The 17,195-nt window shown below is 60.7% G+C and carries 19 protein-coding genes; 6 read left to right on the forward strand and 13 right to left on the reverse strand.

Going from position 1 to position 17,195, the window contains the following annotated elements:
- Nucleotides 1–80 precede the first annotated feature (80 nt).
- The 4 genes from ggt to ACLH0I_RS11345 all read left to right on the forward strand — a co-directional run bounded on the left by ggt (nucleotide 81) and on the right by ACLH0I_RS11345 (nucleotide 4,492).
- Nucleotides 81–1,808 (forward strand): gamma-glutamyltransferase, encoded by a 1,728-nt coding sequence (gene ggt, locus ACLH0I_RS11330; RefSeq protein WP_411387066.1) that lies wholly within the window; start codon nucleotides 81–83, stop codon nucleotides 1,806–1,808.
- Nucleotides 1,809–1,844: 36 nt separating this feature from the next.
- On the forward strand, nucleotides 1,845–2,378 hold the full coding sequence (locus ACLH0I_RS11335) for a cysteine hydrolase family protein (protein WP_250962974.1): 534 nt from the start codon (nucleotides 1,845–1,847) through the stop codon (nucleotides 2,376–2,378).
- A gap of 226 nt (nucleotides 2,379–2,604) precedes the next feature.
- Nucleotides 2,605–3,825: a helix-turn-helix domain-containing protein gene (locus ACLH0I_RS11340; protein ID WP_411387067.1), complete on the forward strand. Its 1,221-nt coding sequence runs from the start codon at nucleotides 2,605–2,607 to the stop codon at nucleotides 3,823–3,825.
- A 34-nt stretch (nucleotides 3,826–3,859) separates the two neighbouring features.
- Nucleotides 3,860–4,492: a DUF5074 domain-containing protein gene (locus ACLH0I_RS11345; RefSeq protein WP_250962972.1), complete on the forward strand. Its 633-nt coding sequence runs from the start codon at nucleotides 3,860–3,862 to the stop codon at nucleotides 4,490–4,492.
- A 153-nt stretch (nucleotides 4,493–4,645) separates the two neighbouring features.
- On the opposite strand, the gene ACLH0I_RS11350 is transcribed toward ACLH0I_RS11345, so the two are convergent.
- The 8 genes from ACLH0I_RS11350 to ACLH0I_RS11385 form a co-directional block, all read right to left on the reverse strand.
- Entirely contained in the window at nucleotides 4,646–5,506 is an 861-nt protein-coding gene (locus tag ACLH0I_RS11350; RefSeq protein ID WP_411387068.1) for a CAP domain-containing protein, read from the reverse strand.
- A gap of 271 nt (nucleotides 5,507–5,777) precedes the next feature.
- The gene (locus ACLH0I_RS11355) at nucleotides 5,778–6,629 is read right to left on the reverse strand and encodes a DNA cytosine methyltransferase (RefSeq protein WP_411387069.1); all 852 of its coding nucleotides are present in this window, start codon (nucleotides 6,627–6,629) and stop codon (nucleotides 5,778–5,780) included.
- Nucleotides 6,590–6,790, reverse strand: a complete 201-nt coding sequence (locus ACLH0I_RS11360) for a Com family DNA-binding transcriptional regulator (RefSeq protein ID WP_411387070.1) — start codon at nucleotides 6,788–6,790, stop codon at nucleotides 6,590–6,592. Before ACLH0I_RS11360 ends, ACLH0I_RS11355 begins: the two co-directional genes overlap by 40 nt.
- Nucleotides 6,791–6,792: 2 nt before the next feature.
- Nucleotides 6,793–7,290, reverse strand: coding sequence for a DUF4376 domain-containing protein (locus ACLH0I_RS11365; RefSeq protein WP_411387071.1), 498 nt, complete (start codon nucleotides 7,288–7,290; stop codon nucleotides 6,793–6,795).
- Nucleotides 7,291–7,295: 5 nt separating this feature from the next.
- Nucleotides 7,296–8,240, reverse strand: coding sequence for a glycine-rich domain-containing protein (locus tag ACLH0I_RS11370; RefSeq protein WP_411387072.1), 945 nt, complete (start codon nucleotides 8,238–8,240; stop codon nucleotides 7,296–7,298).
- Nucleotides 8,240–8,785 carry a phage tail protein I gene (locus ACLH0I_RS11375; RefSeq protein ID WP_411387073.1) on the reverse strand — a complete coding sequence of 182 codons (546 nt, stop codon included), beginning with the start codon at nucleotides 8,783–8,785 and terminating at the stop codon, nucleotides 8,240–8,242. Before ACLH0I_RS11375 ends, ACLH0I_RS11370 begins: the two co-directional genes overlap by 1 nt.
- A complete protein-coding gene (locus ACLH0I_RS11380; protein ID WP_411387074.1) occupies nucleotides 8,778–9,899 on the reverse strand; it encodes a baseplate J/gp47 family protein in 1,122 nt (373 codons plus the stop codon). The genes ACLH0I_RS11375 and ACLH0I_RS11380 overlap by 8 nt, the downstream gene beginning before the upstream one ends.
- Complete coding sequence (locus tag ACLH0I_RS11385; protein WP_411387075.1) at nucleotides 9,883–10,260, reverse strand: GPW/gp25 family protein; 378 nt, start codon at nucleotides 10,258–10,260, stop codon at nucleotides 9,883–9,885. Before ACLH0I_RS11385 ends, ACLH0I_RS11380 begins: the two co-directional genes overlap by 17 nt.
- 214 nt (nucleotides 10,261–10,474) lie before the next feature.
- On the opposite strand from ACLH0I_RS11385, the gene ACLH0I_RS11390 reads away from it, so the two are divergent.
- Together ACLH0I_RS11390 and ACLH0I_RS11395 are read left to right on the forward strand one after the other, a co-directional pair.
- Nucleotides 10,475–10,804 (forward strand): hypothetical protein, encoded by a 330-nt coding sequence (locus tag ACLH0I_RS11390; protein ID WP_411387076.1) that lies wholly within the window; start codon nucleotides 10,475–10,477, stop codon nucleotides 10,802–10,804.
- A 52-nt stretch (nucleotides 10,805–10,856) separates the two neighbouring features.
- Nucleotides 10,857–11,759, forward strand: coding sequence for a hypothetical protein (locus ACLH0I_RS11395; protein ID WP_411387077.1), 903 nt, complete (start codon nucleotides 10,857–10,859; stop codon nucleotides 11,757–11,759).
- On the opposite strand, the gene ACLH0I_RS11400 is transcribed toward ACLH0I_RS11395, so the two are convergent.
- Genes ACLH0I_RS11400 through ACLH0I_RS11420 form a run of 5 tightly spaced genes read right to left on the reverse strand, consistent with a single transcriptional unit; the run spans nucleotide 11,756 to nucleotide 16,929 of the window.
- Entirely contained in the window at nucleotides 11,756–12,289 is a 534-nt protein-coding gene (locus ACLH0I_RS11400; RefSeq protein WP_411387078.1) for a phage baseplate assembly protein V, read from the reverse strand. The genes ACLH0I_RS11395 and ACLH0I_RS11400 overlap by 4 nt on opposite strands.
- A complete protein-coding gene (locus tag ACLH0I_RS11405) occupies nucleotides 12,286–13,338 on the reverse strand; it encodes a phage late control D family protein (RefSeq protein WP_411387079.1) in 1,053 nt (350 codons plus the stop codon). The genes ACLH0I_RS11400 and ACLH0I_RS11405 overlap by 4 nt, the downstream gene beginning before the upstream one ends.
- A complete protein-coding gene (locus ACLH0I_RS11410) occupies nucleotides 13,326–13,532 on the reverse strand; it encodes a tail protein X (RefSeq protein WP_030132023.1) in 207 nt (68 codons plus the stop codon). The genes ACLH0I_RS11405 and ACLH0I_RS11410 overlap by 13 nt, the downstream gene beginning before the upstream one ends.
- Nucleotides 13,532–14,413 carry a phage tail protein gene (locus ACLH0I_RS11415; RefSeq protein WP_411387080.1) on the reverse strand — a complete coding sequence of 294 codons (882 nt, stop codon included), beginning with the start codon at nucleotides 14,411–14,413 and terminating at the stop codon, nucleotides 13,532–13,534. Before ACLH0I_RS11415 ends, ACLH0I_RS11410 begins: the two co-directional genes overlap by 1 nt.
- Nucleotides 14,413–16,929, reverse strand: a complete 2,517-nt coding sequence (locus ACLH0I_RS11420; RefSeq protein ID WP_411387081.1) for a phage tail tape measure protein — start codon at nucleotides 16,927–16,929, stop codon at nucleotides 14,413–14,415. Before ACLH0I_RS11420 ends, ACLH0I_RS11415 begins: the two co-directional genes overlap by 1 nt.
- Nucleotides 16,930–17,195: the final 266 nt, after the last annotated feature.

Raw genomic sequence — 17,195 nt, forward strand, 5'->3', positions numbered from 1 at the left:
GGCGCATTACGCAAACCGAGCCATACTAGCTAGCTGCTTGATGCGTTCCCCGACTTTCTAAAACAAGAAGAGGCCGACTCATGAAGTTCGAATCCTTAGCCCGGACCCTTATCGCTACGTCGTTGACCCTCGGTTGTTTATCGACGTACGCCGCCTCCCAGGCGCCAGTGGCCGCCGAAAACGGCATGGTGGTCACCGCCCAGCACCTGGCGACCCATGTCGGGGTCGACGTGCTCAAGAACGGCGGCAATGCCGTGGATGCGGCGGTGGCGGTGGGCTATGCCCTGGCGGTGGTGTATCCGGCGGCGGGCAACCTGGGCGGGGGCGGTTTCATGACCCTGCAACTGGCCGATGGCCGCAAGACGTTCCTGGATTTCCGCGAAAAAGCCCCCTTGGCCGCCACAGCGAACATGTACTTGGACAAGGACGGCAACGTCGTGCCCGAACTCAGCACCCGCGGCCACCTGGCAGTGGGTGTGCCCGGCACCGTGTCCGGCATGGAACTGGCGTTGAGCAAGTACGGCAGCAAGCCCCGGGCTGAACTGATCGCCCCGGCCATCCAGTTCGCCGAGGAGGGCTTCACCCTGGAGCAGGGCGATGTCGATCTGCTGGAAACCGCCACCGAGGTGTTCAAGAAAGACATGCGTGACTCCGGTGCGATCTTCCTGCACAACGGCGAGCCCATGCAGGTCGGCCAGAAGCTGGTGCAAAAGGACCTCGCCAAGACCTTGCGGGAAATCTCCGCCGAAGGTGCCGATGGTTTCTACAAAGGCTGGGTCGCCGATGCCCTGGTCACTTCCAGCCAGGCCAACAAAGGCATCATCACCCAGGCCGACCTGGACAAATACAGGACCCGCGAGCTGGCCCCGGTGGAATGCGACTATCGCGGCTACCACATCATCTCGGCGCCGCCGCCCAGTTCCGGCGGAGTGGTGCTGTGCCAGATCATGAACATCCTCGACGGCTATCCGATGAAGGAACTGCGGTTCCATTCGGCCCAGGGCATGCACTACCAGATCGAAGCCATGCGCCACGCCTACGTGGACCGCAACAGCTACCTGGGTGACCCGGACTTCGTGGAGAACCCCATCGACCATCTGCTGGATAAAAACTACGCCGCCAAGCTGCGGGCCGCGATCGAGCCGCAAAAGGCCGGCGACTCGCAGAAGATCAAGCCCGGCGTAGCACCCCATGAGGGCAGCAACACCACCCATTACTCCATCGTCGACAAGTGGGGCAACGCCGTTTCAGTCACCTACACCTTGAACGACTGGTTCGGTGCCGGTGTCATGGCCAGCAAGACCGGGGTGATCCTCAACGATGAGATGGACGACTTCACCGCCAAGGTCGGTGTGCCCAACATGTATGGCCTGGTGCAGGGCGAGGCCAACGCCATCGCGCCGGGCAAGGCGCCGTTGTCATCCATGAGCCCGACCATCGTCACCAAGGACGGCAAGACGGTCATGGTGGTGGGTACCCCGGGCGGCAGCCGCATCATCACCGCGACGTTGCTGACCATCCTCAACGTGATCGACTACGGCATGAACCTCCAGGAGGCGGTCGACGCGCCGCGTTTCCATCAACAGTGGATGCCGGAGGAAACCAACCTGGAGACCTTCGCGGCCAGCCCGGATACCCAGAAGTTGCTGGAAAGCTGGGGGCACAAGTTTGCCGGTCCGCAGGACCCCAACCACATTGCCGCTATCCTGGTGGGCGCGCCGTCATTGGACGGCAAGCCCGTGGGCAAGAACCGCTTCTATGGCGCCAACGATCCCCGTCGCAACACCGGGCTGTCGTTGGGTTATTGAGGGAGCGCGGCTCCGATACCGTCAGAAGAGGGAAATATGAACACCGCATTGCTGATCATCGATGTCCAGGAGGCGCTGTGCAGCGGCGAAGAAGAGTGCTTCGACCGCCAGCGCATCCTCCAGACCATCAACGACCTCAGTGCCAGGACCCGGGCTGTCGGCCGGACAGTGATCCTGATCCAGCATGAAGAACTGGAGGGCGCGCTGGCCTATGGCGCTGCCGGCTGGCAACTGACCGCCGACCTGTTGACCGCGGCGGATGACCTGCGGGTGCGCAAGACCACCCCCGACGCCTTCTACCAGACCGACCTGCAACCGCTGTTGCAGGCCCGGGGCATCGACCGCCTGGTGATCTGCGGGTTGCAAACCGATTGTTGCATCAATGCCACCGTGCGCCAGGCCCATGCCCTGGGGTACGACGTGGTCCTGGCGGCCGACGCCCACTCCACCGTGGACAATGGCAGCATGGCGGCCGAGCAGATCATCGCCAACCACAACAACCGACTGGGGCGGCTGAGCAGCGCGGTGTCGCGGATCGATGTGGTGGCGGCGGCTGACATTCGCTTATAGCCGATACCCATTGCTTGGGCTGCGGCTGGTTTGGGTTGGGGCACGCATTTGTGGCGAGGGAGCTTGCTCCCGCTGGCCTGTGCGTAGGAGCTGCCGAAGGCTGCGATCTTTTGATCTTTCGCTCAAAACTCAATCGTCTGGAACAAGATCGCAGCCTCGTTACACTCGGCAGCTCCTACACGCAGCCCAGCGGGAGCAAGCTACCTCGCCACACAGGTCATCGTTCATGGATCACGAGATCACCACGGCAGCGCGCGCACTGGCAGCGGGAGACCCCGTGGCCGCGCTCAATCGCATCGCCTTGCGCAACGATGCCCCAGCCCTCGCGCTTCGCGGCATCGCCATGGCGCAGTTGGGCGATCTGGCCAAGGCCCGGGCCCTGATGCGTCGGGCCGGCGCGGCCTTCGGGCCCCAGGAAGCCGTGGCACGGGCGCGTTGTGTGATCGCCGAAGGTGAAATCGCCCTGGCGTCCCGTGACCTGGCATGGCCAATGAAACGCCTCGACGCCGCGCGGGCTGTGCTCGAAACCCACGGCGACCGAGCGAACGTCGCCCATGCCCACACGATCAAAATCCGCCGCCTGCTGTTGATCGGTCGACTCGACGAGGCCGAGCTCAAACTGGTCGATCTGGATCTTGCCTGGCTGCCCTTGGCATCACGGGCGGCTTGCGAGTTGGTGGCCGCAGGGATCGCCATGCGGCGTCTGCAAATGCAAACCGCCCGCGCCGCCTTGGAACGAGCCGGGCACGCCGCTCAGCAAGCGGGAATCGGTGCGCTGGGCGCCGAAATCGAAAGCGCCTGGCAACTGCTGAGTACGCCCGCCGCGCGCCTGATCGCCCGGGGCGAAGAGCGCCTGCTCGTGCTGGAAGAGGTGCAAGCCCTGTTGGCCGGGTCGGCGCTGGTGGTGGACGCGTGCCGCTATGGAATCAGTGGCGCTGGCATTCAGGTCGACCTGGCTCGGCGCCCGGTGTTGTTCGCCCTGGCGCGGGCGTTGGCGCACGCATGGCCCGGCGACGTGTCGAGGGAAGCACTCATGACCCAGGGCTTTGGCTTGAAGCTGACGGATGAGTCCCATCGCGTCCGGCTGCGGGTCGAGATGGGGCGGTTGCGGGCGATGCTTCGCCCGTTGGCGGAGGTGAAGGCCACCCCGCGCGGTTTTACTCTGGTGCCGCGGCAGGCTGAGGAGGTCGTGGTGCTCGCGCGCCCCGTCGAGGAACCCTACGGGGCAGTGCTGGCGCTATTGGCCGATGGCGAAGCCTGGTCCACGTCGGCGTTGGCGCTGGCCCTGGACATCAGCCAGCGCAGCGTGCAGCGGGCCCTGGAAACACTGGCCGCCGCCGGCAAGGCGCAGTCGTTCGGGCGCGCCAGGGCCCGGCGTTGGATGGCGCCGTCGATGCCGGGATTCGCGACGGTATTGTTACTCACGGCACTGCCATCCGATGGCTAGGATGCACTCAACCCCTACCGATGAGGTGAGTGAGATGAAACGTTCAGAAGCACAGATCCTGCGTGAATACGGCCCGTTCCCGGGCGTCGACTGCGTGCACGGCGTCAGCCATGATGGCGAGCGCGTCTGGTTCGCTTCAGGCGAGAAGCTGCACGCCCTCGACCCCGCCAGCGGCCAGACCGTGCATGCGCTCGATGTCCCGGCGAACGCGGGTACGGCGTTCGACGGTGAGCATTTGTTCCAGATCGCCGGTGACAGCATCCGCAAGATCGACCCGCGCACCGGCCAGGTCCTGGCCACGATTCCGGCCCCCAACAGCGGTGATGATTCCGGCCTGGCGTGGGCCGAAGGCTCGCTCTGGGTCGGTCAGTACAAGGCGCGCAAGATCCTGCAGATCGACCCCGCCGACGGCCGGGTCCTGCGCACCATTGAATCCAACCGCTTCGTCACGGGCGTGACCTGGGTCGATGGCGAACTGTGGCATGGCACCTGGGAAAACGACGAGAGCGACTTGCGGCGGATCGATCCGCAAACGGCGCAAGTGCTGGAAAGCGTGACGATGCCGCCAGGGATCGGTGTGTCGGGGTTGGAGTCTGACGGCGCGGATAGGTTTTTCTGTGGTGGCGGAGGCAGTGGCAAGGTGCGGGCGGTGCGTCGGCCTGTGTGAGCGCTAGCCGATTCGCCGTAGCCCTTGTGGCGAGGGAGCTTGCTCCCGCTCGACCGCGAAGCGGTCGCCAATGCCTTGGGGCCTGCTTCGCAGTCCAGCGGGAGCAAGCTCCCTCGCCACCACAGCGGATGGTTCAGCGCTGGGAGTAATGTTTCACGGCGCGCCAAGCACCATCGTCCAATACACCCCCGCATCGCTGCGTGAATCGCGGGCGGAGGCTGCGCCCATTTGGGTGAACATCGGGTTCATCAGGTTGGCGCAATGTCCGGGGCTGGCGAGCCAATCGTGCAGGGCCTGGCTTGGTGAGCGTTGGCCGGCGGCGATGTTCTCACCTAATTTACGTCCGCGAAAACCGGCGCTCTTGGCCCGATCGGAGGTGGAGCGTCCGTCCGGGTCGCGATGGGCGAAATAATTCTCCCGGGCCATCGACTGGCTGTGGCCCTGGGCCGCCGTGCCCAAGGCGGCGTTCCAGCTCAGCGGCCGAGTCGCCGCGAAGCGCTGGCGCCCGCACAACCGGGGCTTGGCCCTGGCGGCATTGACCTGGGCCAGCAGCGTCTTGTCCGACGCCCCCGCATCGCTCATCCGCGTGCCGCCCATGGGCTGCGCCAGCACGACGCGCCATTCATCCCCGACCCGATTGACGCCGACATCGGCGTACTGGTTGTCCAGCAGCGCTGCGCAATGTTCATCGGCCAGCATTTCAAAGGCTTCTTCGGCGTCCCGCGCATCGGTCAGGCGAATGCTGCGCACGGCCTGGGCTTGATAGCCGGCGCCTTTCAAGGTATCCCGCAGACCGCCGCGAAAACCGATCGGCAAGCCCAGGCTCGAACGCAGCACCAGCGGCTGCGCCGCCCGCACCGTGCGCCATTCACAACGGCGGGACTGGCTACGGAAGTCGTTGATGGCTTCCACCAGCTGCCTTTCGCCGCGGGCCTGGGCGGGGCTGGTGAGTAAGGGAAACAGGGCAAGCAGGCACAGCGAAACGAAACGGCAAGAGCGAACAGGGTGGCGCATGGGGCGAACGGCTCAAGAAGGGGGAGTTGCGTTAGCGCCAGGCTCGGCGCCGATCAGTTGGAAAATTCGTCGCTGCAGGTCGGCGAGGTTTTCACGGCTGGGGTAGGACTGTGGGTTCGGGAACAAGTTTCCGCAGGTGATGCCGAGCGCGAAAAGTCCGGGCGCTGGGGCGAGGTAAATAGGGTTTAGGTTTTTTGCGTGTGGTGCAAGGGAATTTCGGAAGTTGAGGTGGGGGTTGGCAGCGGGGACGATATCCCCGCTGCCTTGGTTGTTAGCCTGCCCTGATTAGCTTTTCGGCAATCCATTGCGCGATTTGCGTAACGACGGCGTTTCCGGCAGCGAAAGCCTCTGCAAGGTTGGCCGCATCCAGTCCGAGGCAAAGCCCATCATCTTCAGACGTTCGCTGCCGCTCAGCCATCTGATGCCATCGGTTCGGGTGAGCGATGAAAGTTGTACAGCCCATAGCGATTTGTGAGCCGGCTTTGTTTGCCAATAGAGTATTGGCAGCCCATGCATCCGCGGGCCGTGGCCACGGGATCTTGCCAGACGCTGGAGGTATTGCTTCCACTGGCGCGGCGTCAGCCAGCAGCTCGATGGGGGGCATTCGTCGATGACCTGCGACCAGGAATATGCGACGACGTTGCTGGGGGACTCCGAAATATTGAGCATTAAGCACTCGCCAGCATCCCACATACCCGCATTGCGCAAGGGCCCCGATGACTGTTTCAAAGTCTTGGCTATCGTTGATAGCGAGCAGGTTAACGACATTCTCAAGCACCACCCAGCGAGGTTGTGTCTCTTTGAGGATTCGTATGACTTCCCAGAACAGGCCGCTTCGTTGGCCGCGCAGGCCTCGGGTGTCTTTGTTGTTGGGTCTTGAGCCGGCGATGCTGATGTCTTGGCAGGGGAATCCGGCGGTGAGGACGTTGACGGGGCTGAGGTTGTGGACGCCGCAGTGGCGGACGTCTTCGAACTGGGTGGCGTGAGGAAATCGATCGGCAAGGACAGCCCGGTTGGTGGGGTTGAGTTCCACTTGCCAGGCGGTTCGGTAGCCTGCGTTTTCGAATCCGACATCAAAACCTCCTATGCCTGCGAACAGGCTTCCAATGGTGGGCTGGGGCATGTCTGCTCTTTTTTGGGCAGATGCTCAGGGCATTCGGATAGGAGGCTCGGGGCCTTCAGGTGATTGAGTGTCCGACAGCGTGGGCACTTGATTTGTAGTTCTGTGAAGCTGCGGACGGTGGCGAGTTTGCGGTGGCACTCGCCACAGCGAATTTCCTGCATGGTTATGCCTCTTGGGCCGCCGGCCAGCCGTGGTCAAGCATGTCGACTGTGTAGGTTCCCTCGGTTAATGCCGTCAGTAGCTGACATTCCCGATCAAAGCAGACCTGGACATGCGCTCGTACGGCGGTGGCGATTTCGATTATCTGAGCTGCCGTTAGCGTGACCGGACCGTTTAGTGCTTTCCAAACGCACACGTAAGTGGGGTCCATAACGGCAGATAACGCCGCAGCGGTGATTAACGCTTGGCTGTCTCGGCTGGTATCGATATTCACGCTGTTTGCGGTGATGCCTGCTGTTTCGTGTTGGTAGCGCCGACTGGCAATTTGTGCGGCAAGGTCGATTGGCGTTTTTGGTTTTACAGTAAATAATCCATCCGCATACTGCATGCCTGGCTGTGTGTCGTCAGGACATGCTATCCAGTTTAGTGACGGGGGGAACCGGTCCTGCGGGTCGATACTTGTCATCTCTGCAACTGTCGCGTTTTCTATGCGGGCCCACATGCTCGTCACCATTGAATTGTTACCTGTCCATCTGCGCCGTCAGGGGCGGAGCTGACGATGCGTCCTCCGCCTCCTTGCCCCGGCGTCATCGGCTTACGGCTGTCATCTGCAGTAGAGGTTGATTCACCGCCCCCGCCTGCGCCCCCATGGAAGCTATTATTACTGGCGGTGCCGGAGGAGTGACCCGCTGTTCCGATGCTATGATTCTCGTCTCCTCCTAAACCTCTCCCACCGTAGGGTGCTTTGCCGTCAATAACACCACCCCCGCCGCCCATCGCCGCTATAGCAGTGCCAAATGATGAAGTGCCACCAGAGGTGCCCGCGCCCCCATCAACTAAAGCGCCAATACCGCCCGCGCCTACAGTGACGATCACTGAGGCTTTGTCACCGACATCATAAAACTTTCGGGCTAATCCTCCACCGGCCCCGCCTGAGGGACCTGGAGGTGTTGTAGATCGCGCACCGCCGCCACCGGCACCGATGACTTCCACCCACACTTTGGTAACCCCAGAGGGTACTTCCCAGGTGTAGACCCCCGGCACTTTATAGACCTGCCGCCCCCGGAACGGGAGCATCGCCGCGAGCATCTTAGGTGTCACGATTGCGCGGTTGTCGGTGCCGGCTCTGACCATGGTGGAAGTTGCAATCCGCGCAATGCCTGGCGTACCCGTCGTCGCCTGAACGACTTTGGCGCCGATCGCTTGGAACACTCGGAGAGCGTTCATGGGCTTGTTGGTCTCAACCCCTTGTTCTGCTTCCTGCTGGCTCGCAAAGGTAATGCCTGAGCCGTCGAGGAAAGACTCTATCTTCTTCTTTAACCAGCTCGTTCGATTCGCCAATTGCTTGGCTTGTTGATTCGATACGCCGTCCGGCCCGCCGAGTACGGGATCGGAGGTTTCGAGTTGGTAGACACCTGGGGCCCATTCCTGGGACTCGGGTAAATCGGCCATTAGCTGCTCCCATGGTTGTATTGGCCGTCGTAGCGCGCGACTGCGTTGTAGCGGATGGCGACGGATTGATAGTCGAGCGACACCAGGCGACAGCGCGCTGGGGCGACCGAAAGAAGTAAGCGGCGCACAAGCACCGCTTGATCGTTGGTGATGACGCGTTTTAGAACGACCCGGTACAGCGGCCAGGTGGAAGGCTCACTGGTTGGCTGTGCGTGTATTCCTTCCAAAAGGATGACTTCGCCGAAGCCCAATAGGCGGATGACTTCGCGGATGGCCCAAGGCGTGCCTTTGAAACGGTGCAGTTCACCGGCACCTTTAATCAACTTGCGTTTGGCTTCTTCGGACTCGGCCAGTTGCCAGGCGGCTTCGTCTAGCAGTGAGAATTGGTCGGCCAGGATCGGGAGCAGCGAGGGTTTCACCAGATCGATCAAGTAGACCAACATCACGTTGAGGTCGAGCTCATCCAAGGTTTGGGTAAGCAGCTCACACAGCAGCATGAAACGTTCGTCGCCGGCCAATGGCGGCGGCAGTGGGTGGTCAGTCATGTGCCACCCCGGCGTCGATCAGTTGTATCTCTGAGCAGTTTGCCCACTCATTACCCTGCAATTCCTGTGGGACTGCCGGCAGCAATAGATGAGCGCGGTATACGCCGGTGACTTGAAGCAATGCGGTGAGCTGTTCAGGCACTAAATCTCGGCCGAGGTTGGCGCGGCATTCGTCGGCATAGGCCTGGGCAGCAGCCTTCGCGGTAGCCATGGCGACGCTTCGGTCGGCATGGGCATAAAACGTGATGTTTGCCTTGATTTGATAGGCGACCTCGACGGGTGACAGCGCGCTGACCGTGTCGCATAGGGGGCGGAGTTTTTCGCCGCTGATCTGGTTCTCGATGCGTTGGAGTAGATCGTCTGTTGGCAAGCCCGAGGTGGTGAGTGGGAACAGTGCGACGTGGCCGTCTGGCTGACCTTCGTCTGGGCCCTGCACGGCGACATCGACGATGGATTGGTGCACCGCCAGGGTGTGGTAACGATAGGCTGCGCGGCTGCCCGCGTTACTAAAGGCTTCGGGGGCCAAGATGATGCGCTCGCGGTAGCGTTCATCGTTTTCATCTTCGGCGCCGTGGGCGGTGACCGTCGTGTTGCTTGCGGTCAGGCCCGGTGCTGGTGAGTTGCCGAGGACGCTGATCTGTCCGGCGGTCCAGCCGTTGCCTTGTTCGCCGACGGTCGTGCTGGTTGCGGTGACGGTGACTTGGCTTTGACCGACAGCCATCACTACGTCTCGATCAGTGATGAAAGTGAGCTTGGCATCTTGGGTGCTGACCCGAGTGCCGATTGGGATCAGTAGCGGCTGCGTTACGACTGCAGGCATGGTGAAGCGTACGGTGCAGCGGGCGGCCTGGGCCAGCAACCTAGGCGTGGCGACCAGCTCACCGAGATAGTCGAGGATCGGGCCACGGGCGAATCGCACCAGCAGTTGTTCGCCGGCATGCTGGATGCTCATCTGCAACCGGGACACCGCGTAGGCTATCTGGTCGATGTACAGCCGTTCGATTTGGGCGGGGTACAAGGTTTTGCGCGACTTCTGTTCATAACGGGCGATTAGCTGAGCTTCCAGCGCGGCGGGGTCTATTTTGATGAATTCGGGTTTAGGCAACTCGCGCATAAGGGACCTCGGTCAACTGCTGTATTTCACCGGCTACGCGCCATTGCACGCGAACGGTGATCTGCGCCGCGTGGATCTGGATTTGCACCTGGACTACCGAGACGCGGGGTTCCCATTGGCGAATCGCGTCGACAGCTTCGCGCACCAGGTGCGGTGTGACGCGGTTAGTGGGCCAATCGAGGTATAGGTGCAGGTTGCTGCCAAATTCTGGGCGGTGGGGGTCGCTGCCTTTGGGCGTGTAGAGGATGATGCGGATGGCTTGGTCGATGTCTCGCAGGCCCTCAACCACTTCGCCGGAAGTTCCGAGGGCGGGCTGCCAGTGAGCGGCGGTAATACTGGTGTGGAGAATGGGCTTCGTCATGAGCCCATGGTGGGCGAATGAGGAAAGGACAGCTTTTAATCACATTTAAAGATAAGAGGCAGAAGCTACGATTTTCAGATTAATATCGGAGCCAATCGAAAAGGAAAGCAAAATGCCAGTAGATTCCGAAAGTGTTATGTGTAGCGCCTGTGGAACGAAACTGAATCAACATTCGAGTGCGTCAGACCGAGCCCCTTGTCCTGAATGTGGTTCGATGAGCCAAACCATTCAATTTGAGATTTCAGACACCGTGGTTTCGCCCGTCGTCGAGATGGTTGATGCGAAGCTTAAGCAACCGAGTCTGTCTGGGAAAAAGAAGCTCAGGTTCCATCTTAAGTCGGGCCAAGAGCTTAGCGTCCGTTTGGGCCGGTATGTGAACAAGGAGCGAGTTCTGGACAAAGACAATGACCGCTATTTGGAAACTGTGACCGACCCGCTAACCGGGGAGGTTCTAAGGCACTGTGACGAGCCTTTATCGGAGCATCAGGGCCGCGGCTCAGCAAAGTTCAAGACTGTCACCCCTGCTGCTACAAGTGATGAATAATTTTTCATAGCTGCCATCTGCATCAGCTCTTGAACACACAAAAGGTCAAGGAATGAACAAATTTCTTCTGTACATCGACATCCTCGGCTTCAAGGAAATGACCCTCAATGAGCCTAGGAAGGTAGCTCGGGTTTACTCCATTCTGAATACGCTAAACGCACACAGACAGGCAAGCTTCAGCACCATCGTCTTTTCTGACACCATTCTGGTTTACAACAAGGAAGATGCGGGCTCTGACACTGAACGGCGAGACTATGTATGGCAGCTCACGGAATTTGCGGAGGACCTGCACCATAGACTAACAGGACAGGACATTTTCTTCAGAGCGGTTTTGGTGCAAGGTGACTTCAATCACTATCAGCTGAGCTACGTGGAATGCTTCTTTGGTGGTGCCCTCATCACTGCTTACCTTGCAGAGAAGGAAATTCCATCGTTGGGGCTCTTCATGAGTTCGGAGTGTCAGAAGTACAACCAATTTTTTCGAACCGCACCGTTTAGCTCAAATTTCCATTTCGTTTACCTAAATCGGGGCCTTGAAAAACTGAACAAATGGTCCGCCGGGACCTACCCAATTGATCTCAAAATGCCGGGTGAGGACTACGCTACAAACGTCCCTTATCAGGTCCGTTTCTTAAAAGACATTCATACTTTGATGCGATCGCATGCTGTCCCGACTGTGCGAGTTAAATTTTTAACCGCATGGGATTTCTACTACAGACGATACCCCCAAATGCTTCAAGCTTTGGTGGATACGGATTTTGACCTTTCTGCTCTGGGGCCCGCAGGTGCTTGGCAGGGGTCAGTGGACACTATGGAAAAAGACATAAAGTTCTTCAAGCGCATTGGCAGTGGCACAGATCTTTCGATGACTCTTACCAAAACGAAAAACGATTCTAGCTCTGCCCTCAAGAAAAATAAATTGCAGAACTTTAGCGGCGGAGGCCCTGGCCTTTAATGCTTATGGTTATTTGAGTTACCACTCATATCCATAACCGTTCCCGTAGCCTCAATGCCCCCGTTCACCTGCAGGTCACCATTCAAGGTGACCTGCAGGATGTCCAATGTCGCCGAAGGCGCCTTCACGACCAACGGCTCACTCGCTTCAACTGTGATATTCCGCCCACACTTCACAATCAAAGCCCCTACACACTCCAGCCCCATCACCCCAGCCTTGCGGTCATACATCGAAACCGTCCCATCACTAAACCGCACAAAATCGGTGTCTTCATCCGCAACCGGCGGCGGTTCGGCAGTTGAATAAATGCCGCCCAGGTAAACGCCGTCCACCCCATCCGCATCCAGCAACACCGCGACCTGTTCACCCAGTTCGGGCATAAGTGGGCGGCGCTTTGTGCCTTGGGTGTTGCGCTGGGGAATGTTGAGCCAATAGGTCTGCAGGCCGTCGCGGTCGTCCAGGCGGACGCGGATGCGGCAGCTTAGATAGTCGATGGCGCTGACTTCGCCGTAGGCCAGTTCGATGCTCATGGGGTTGGCTCTTGGTGGGGTGTGCGGACGCGGCAGACGTGTTTGTCGACGGTGTAGCCGCCGGTACGGATGATGCGGTGGTGGGATGAGGTGATGAGGTAGTGGCCGCCGAGTTGGCCGGCTGCGGCCAGGACGATGACGTTGCCGCTGACCAGGTTGGGTTGGCCCATGGCCGTCCAGCTGCCGGTGGTGCGTTCGCGGTTGGCTTTGGCCCGTTCGGCGTTGGCTCTGGCTTTGGACGCTTCGGTTGAGGCGCTGCGTTTGCGGCTTTTTCGGGTGTCGCCGCTGGTAGTGGTTTTGCTGAGGCTGCTGGGCGCGGCGACGGTTTCGCCGTTCTCGATTTTGTAGGTGATCAGTTGTTTGTTGGTGGGGTCTTGGTGTTTGAGCTCGATGGCTTGGGGGACGTCCTTTATTTGGTCGCGCAGGTTCACATGGCTTAAGTCCTGGAGTATCAGCGTGGCGACTGGCGCGATGTTGGTCAGTTCGCTGATGGCATGGAAGACCATGCGCTGGCCGTTGATCTTGAAGGCATAGTCATATTCGGCAGCCAGATTGCGCAGGAAGGTCAGGTCGGCGTCTTGCTGGGTTATACGGTCGAGGGGGATCGGTTGGATGTTGCCGATCAGCTGTAAGCCTTGGCGCGTGGCGATCTGCTGGGCGATGACGGCCAGCGTGGTGTTTTCGTAGGCGTGATGGTGGGTGGTGCGTAGCGCCGCTTTGATGCCGGTGGCCAAGCCATGCAGCGTGATGGTCGAGGGTGGGCAGTTGAGTTCGAGTTCGTCGATCTCGAAACGGCCGAGGGCGCGCAGGGGCTGGCCTTCCCAGCCAATGGACAGTGCCAAGCTGTCGCCGTGGCCTGGGTACCATTGATCGCGCCATTTGCCTTGGGTGTCTTCCAACTCGACGGCCAAGCTGTCGGCTTTGCCGGTGAGGAAATCGGTGTAGGACAAAGACAGCAAGTGTTGGCTGACGTTACGGGTGATGTTGCGCTGCTGATAGGTCAGCACAAAGCGCGCCTGTGGCACCTGCTGGGGAATCATCGCATCCATGGCGGGAGGTCTTCTGTGGTGGGCAGTGGTTGCAATACGGGGATGGCAAGTGTCAGCCCCGCCGGCAATGTGGCGCTGATAGGAACGTGGGGGTTGGCCTGGACGATGGGTAAATAACGGTGAGCGTCGCCGTAATACCGCCAGGCCAGTTGGTCCCAGCGTTCGCCTTCGGTGGTGATATGGGCAATGAACATCAGCCCCTCCGAGTCAAGATTTGTGCGGCCAAGGTCGCCAGTCGAGTGTTGGCATCGTCCATTTGGCTGACGGCTTGGTCGAGGGCTTCTCGGGATGCAGCAAAACGCTCGACGAGGTTGCTCAGGTCCACGGGGTTCAGGCTGGCGCGTGCGCCCATGACATTGCCAAGCACCTGTTCGCCCAGGCGCGATAAATCGGCGCCGTTGTGAAGCAGTCCTGCGGCAGTGGCTAACCCTTGCAGCGGCTCAATGGCCTGGGCTGTTTTACCGAGTAACTGCGGGACCTGTTCCAGAATCAGGGTGGTGTTACGGCTCTGGATCGTGTGGTAAAGGTTTTGGCCTGCCTTGAGCACCGTGGCGGCGGTTTTCGCATGAGCGACCACTTTTTGCAGGACGCTGGGCGATGGCTTCATGTGAGAGATCAAACCCGGCGAGCCGATGGTGGCGGCTGACGTACCGCTAAGGGCGTCGTTAAGTAAGCCGGGGCGCAGGGCTTTGCGCGTGAAGGCGCCGGCGTATTCCTTCAGGCTGAGTTGCACGGTGGCGGCTTTGACCTGCCCGATGGCCGTGGTGCGCCGCAGTGTGTGGCTGATGTTGCTGATGACATAGGCCCCCAGGTATTCACCGCTGCCCATGACGAACGCCAACGGCTGGTGTTGGCTTTTGGCTAAACGCAACGCTCGTAGACGCTCCTCGGGGTCGCCGAGTAGCGGGTGCAATTCAATGATCAGGTGGTATTCATCCAGGCCTTCACCCATCCATTCCAGTAACGGCTTGCCTTGGATGCGCGCATGTTCGGCCCAGTCGGCCGAGCCGCTGTGTTCTATGCCGCTGATGCCGCCCGCAACGGTGAATTCGATATCGCCCAAGATGGCAAACATTAGGCGGTGACCTCATTGGCGGGGCCGTAGCTGTGGCGGCGTTTGTCGTGTAAATAGCGCTCCATTAACCGCACCCATTCGGCATAAGTGGCGTGTAAGCCCTGGTTGATTTGCTCCATGCCGGCACCGCTGGGCACGTTGATTTGGGGCGAGAAATGGAAGGTCATGGGCCCCACGGACTCAGAGGCGGCGGACTTCGCGCCAGCGGCGCCTAGCATGCTGGCCCGGGTCACCTGCGCCGGATTGGGCGGCGCCATGTCGACCGTGCTTTGTGCAGCCATGCTCAACGCCGCCTGCCGGACCAACCCCGACTGGGCCTTGATGCCCAGGGCCGCGCCTTCGCTGATGTTGGCGCCGTAACCGATGAAGACCCGGCTGGGCGACTCAATGCCCAGGGTTTCGGTGAACCAATCTTTAACGGATACGCCTATGCCCACGACGCTGTCTTTAAGGGCGCCGGCCATGTTGCTGATGCCGTTGACCAGCCCCGTGACGAGCAGGCTGCCGAATTCGGTGAACGTGCCCGGTAGCTCAATGCCGAAGTAGTTCATCACGCCGGCGAAGGCCCGGTAAAACAACCCCAGTGGTGAGAAGTTGAGCAGTACCGCGAGAATGCCAGACAGGCCGCCGTCGAAGCCTGCGCGGACTTCGCTCCAGAGGCCGGTAAAGAAGGTTTTGATCGGTGCCCAATGGCGATAGATCAAGTAGGCCGCCAGGGCGATGCCGGTGATCGCCAACCCAATGGGGTTGAGCATCAGGGCACGGCCGAGCCAAAGGACGGCTTGCCCGGCGAGCTTCAATCCGACCCACAACGTACCGCCCAGCATCTTGCCCAGGTGCAGCGCACCACGGGCGACCTTGAGCAGGCCCGCGCCGGAACGGCGTAATCCTGTGATGAGCGGCGTGAACTTACCCATCTGCCACATTGCGCGAAACATCGCCCACTTGGCGGACAGCGTGGTGACGGTGGTGGTCAGGGCCACGAACGGCGCCATGACCAGGTGGGCGCCATAGGCCACGCCGATAAAGGCCAGTTTGCCGAGCAACAAACCACCGACCAGGCCGACCACGCCGCGAATGACGTCCGGGTGCTGCTCTGCCCAAGCCGAGAACGAACGCATGAGCGGCACCACGGCGCGGCTGACGTCGACGATGGCGGGCAGCAGCGCGCTGCCGACCGAAAGGCCTACATCGGTCAGGTTATTGCGCAGCTCTTTCAATTGCTCTTTGGAGCTGCCCATGCGCTTGGCCCAGTCCCGATCCAGCACGCCTTGGTCGGCGGCGTTTTTGCTGCCTTGTTCGATGCTGGCCAGATCCTTTTGATTCGCCAATGCCGGCCGAACAAAGGACAACACCTGTTGGTCGGCGAACAAGGCGCCGAGCTTATACGCTTCGTCGAGCCGAGCCAGGGCCATGGCCCGTTCTTGCTCATCCTTGATGTCCAGCGCCTTACCGTACTCGGCCGCCGCGGTCGGGGCCTTTTTGCCCAAGTGCGCGGTGAGGATGTTGAGCATGGCCTGTGCCGGGGACAGGCCTTCGCTGACCAGGTTTTTCATGCTGCCCTTGAGATCGATGCCGACTTTTTCAAAGGCCTTGAGCGTTTCTGGCGCAGTGATTTTTGAGAGGAAGTTCTTGTAGTTGTTGGCGGCTTCATCGTTGCTGCCGGCACCGCGACGGGCGATCTGCAAGGAGGCGCCGATCTCTGCCACGGCGCGCTCGCCGGTAATGCCCAAGGCTGCGAATTGGGGCGTGAGCTGTGGCAGCCACTTGGCCATGTCGGCCAGTTCGAACTGGCCGCTTTTACCGGCAAAGGCCAGCATGTTCATGGAGCGTTCAAGGCCCGCGGCGCCAATGCCCAAGTTGTCGTTGAGCGCGATGGCGACCGAACCCAAGTCTTTCATGCTGGCGCGGGTGGCGGTGGCGGCTTTAGCCATGACCGGGGCGTACGCGGTGAGCTCTTTCAGGCTGTCGATGCCGCCTGCGATGAGGATGGCGGTGCCGTTGGCGACCTCGGTTTGGGTCTGGTTCCACCTGAGCGCCGCGCCACGCATCGCCAGGCTCAGGCGCTGCTCTTGCGCCGGGTTGAAGCCGCCGGTGATGGCGATGTCGCGGGTCTGGTCCTGGAAATCGACGGCGGTATTGAATGACCGCAGCACGGGGGCGCCCAACGCTACGCCGGTACCGATGACCTCCATGGCCTGGCCACGTAGCTCACGCCGTTGGTTCTTGAGGGCTGCACCGCGCTCGATGCTGGCGGTGAGGCGGTCTTGCTTGGCTTTGAGTTGGTCGATGGTGTTGCCCAGCGCATCGTACTGGCGGCGCAACTGCACAAGACCGGTGCCGCCACGTGCCAAGGACGCCGATAGCGCATTACCGACGGCCTGCTGCTTAACCGCAAGGCCATCAGTGGCCCGCCCGAGCTGCTGCACGGTGGATTTGGCTGTGCCGAAGGCCGCGTTGAAACTGCCTGAAACAACCCCGCCGATTTTTAACCCCAATAGGACTTCATTCGCCATCGATCTTGCTACGCTTTGGGCATGTTAGAAAAAATCGCGCTACGCACCGCCCACATCGTTTACGCACTGGCCCTCGGCGCCGGTGTGGTCTGGCTTGCCTGGCTGTGCCTGGTGCATTTTCCGTTGTGGGCGGCGGTGTTGGCGTTCTGTTTTGGGCTGCCGCTGCTGGCCTTGGCCGCTGCCCCTTTGGCGGCGGGCGGCGCGTTGCTGGCGGGGCTGGTGGTGGGTGTTGTGACGCTGATCAGCCACTGGTTTTTTCGGTCAGT

Origin of the sequence: Pseudomonas sp. MPB03 (assembly GCF_046605385.1) — a bacterium.
In the GTDB taxonomy this organism is placed as follows: Bacteria; Pseudomonadota; Gammaproteobacteria; order Pseudomonadales; family Pseudomonadaceae; genus Aquipseudomonas; species Aquipseudomonas zanjanensis.

Excerpts from the sequence above, each read along its gene's own strand:
- ACLH0I_RS11385 (WP_411387075.1), bottom strand. The coding sequence starts at position 10,260 with ATGACGAAGCCCATTCTCCACACCAGTATTACCGCCGCTCACTGGCAG.
- ACLH0I_RS11410 (WP_030132023.1), bottom strand. The coding sequence starts at position 13,532 with ATGTTCATTGCCCATATCACCACCGAAGGCGAACGCTGGGACCAACTG.
- ACLH0I_RS11370 (WP_411387072.1), bottom strand. The coding sequence starts at position 8,240 with ATGGCCGATTTACCCGAGTCCCAGGAATGGGCCCCAGGTGTCTACCAA.
- ACLH0I_RS11355 (WP_411387069.1), bottom strand. The coding sequence starts at position 6,629 with ATGCCCCAGCCCACCATTGGAAGCCTGTTCGCAGGCATAGGAGGTTTT.
- ACLH0I_RS11390 (WP_411387076.1), top strand. The coding sequence starts at position 10,475 with ATGAGCCAAACCATTCAATTTGAGATTTCAGACACCGTGGTTTCGCCC.
- ACLH0I_RS11420 (WP_411387081.1), bottom strand. The coding sequence starts at position 16,929 with ATGGCGAATGAAGTCCTATTGGGGTTAAAAATCGGCGGGGTTGTTTCA.
- ACLH0I_RS11365 (WP_411387071.1), bottom strand. The coding sequence starts at position 7,290 with ATGTGGGCCCGCATAGAAAACGCGACAGTTGCAGAGATGACAAGTATC.
- ACLH0I_RS11350 (WP_411387068.1), bottom strand. The coding sequence starts at position 5,506 with ATGCGCCACCCTGTTCGCTCTTGCCGTTTCGTTTCGCTGTGCCTGCTT.
- ACLH0I_RS11405 (WP_411387079.1), bottom strand. The coding sequence starts at position 13,338 with ATGGATGCGATGATTCCCCAGCAGGTGCCACAGGCGCGCTTTGTGCTG.
- ACLH0I_RS11380 (WP_411387074.1), bottom strand. The coding sequence starts at position 9,899 with ATGCGCGAGTTGCCTAAACCCGAATTCATCAAAATAGACCCCGCCGCG.
- ACLH0I_RS11360 (WP_411387070.1), bottom strand. The coding sequence starts at position 6,790 with ATGCAGGAAATTCGCTGTGGCGAGTGCCACCGCAAACTCGCCACCGTC.
- ACLH0I_RS11400 (WP_411387078.1), bottom strand. The coding sequence starts at position 12,289 with ATGAGCATCGAACTGGCCTACGGCGAAGTCAGCGCCATCGACTATCTA.
- ACLH0I_RS11375 (WP_411387073.1), bottom strand. The coding sequence starts at position 8,785 with ATGACTGACCACCCACTGCCGCCGCCATTGGCCGGCGACGAACGTTTC.
- ACLH0I_RS11335 (WP_250962974.1), top strand. The coding sequence starts at position 1,845 with ATGAACACCGCATTGCTGATCATCGATGTCCAGGAGGCGCTGTGCAGC.
- ACLH0I_RS11345 (WP_250962972.1), top strand. The coding sequence starts at position 3,860 with ATGAAACGTTCAGAAGCACAGATCCTGCGTGAATACGGCCCGTTCCCG.
- ACLH0I_RS11395 (WP_411387077.1), top strand. The coding sequence starts at position 10,857 with ATGAACAAATTTCTTCTGTACATCGACATCCTCGGCTTCAAGGAAATG.
- ggt (WP_411387066.1), top strand. The coding sequence starts at position 81 with ATGAAGTTCGAATCCTTAGCCCGGACCCTTATCGCTACGTCGTTGACC.
- ACLH0I_RS11340 (WP_411387067.1), top strand. The coding sequence starts at position 2,605 with ATGGATCACGAGATCACCACGGCAGCGCGCGCACTGGCAGCGGGAGAC.
- ACLH0I_RS11415 (WP_411387080.1), bottom strand. The coding sequence starts at position 14,413 with ATGTTTGCCATCTTGGGCGATATCGAATTCACCGTTGCGGGCGGCATC.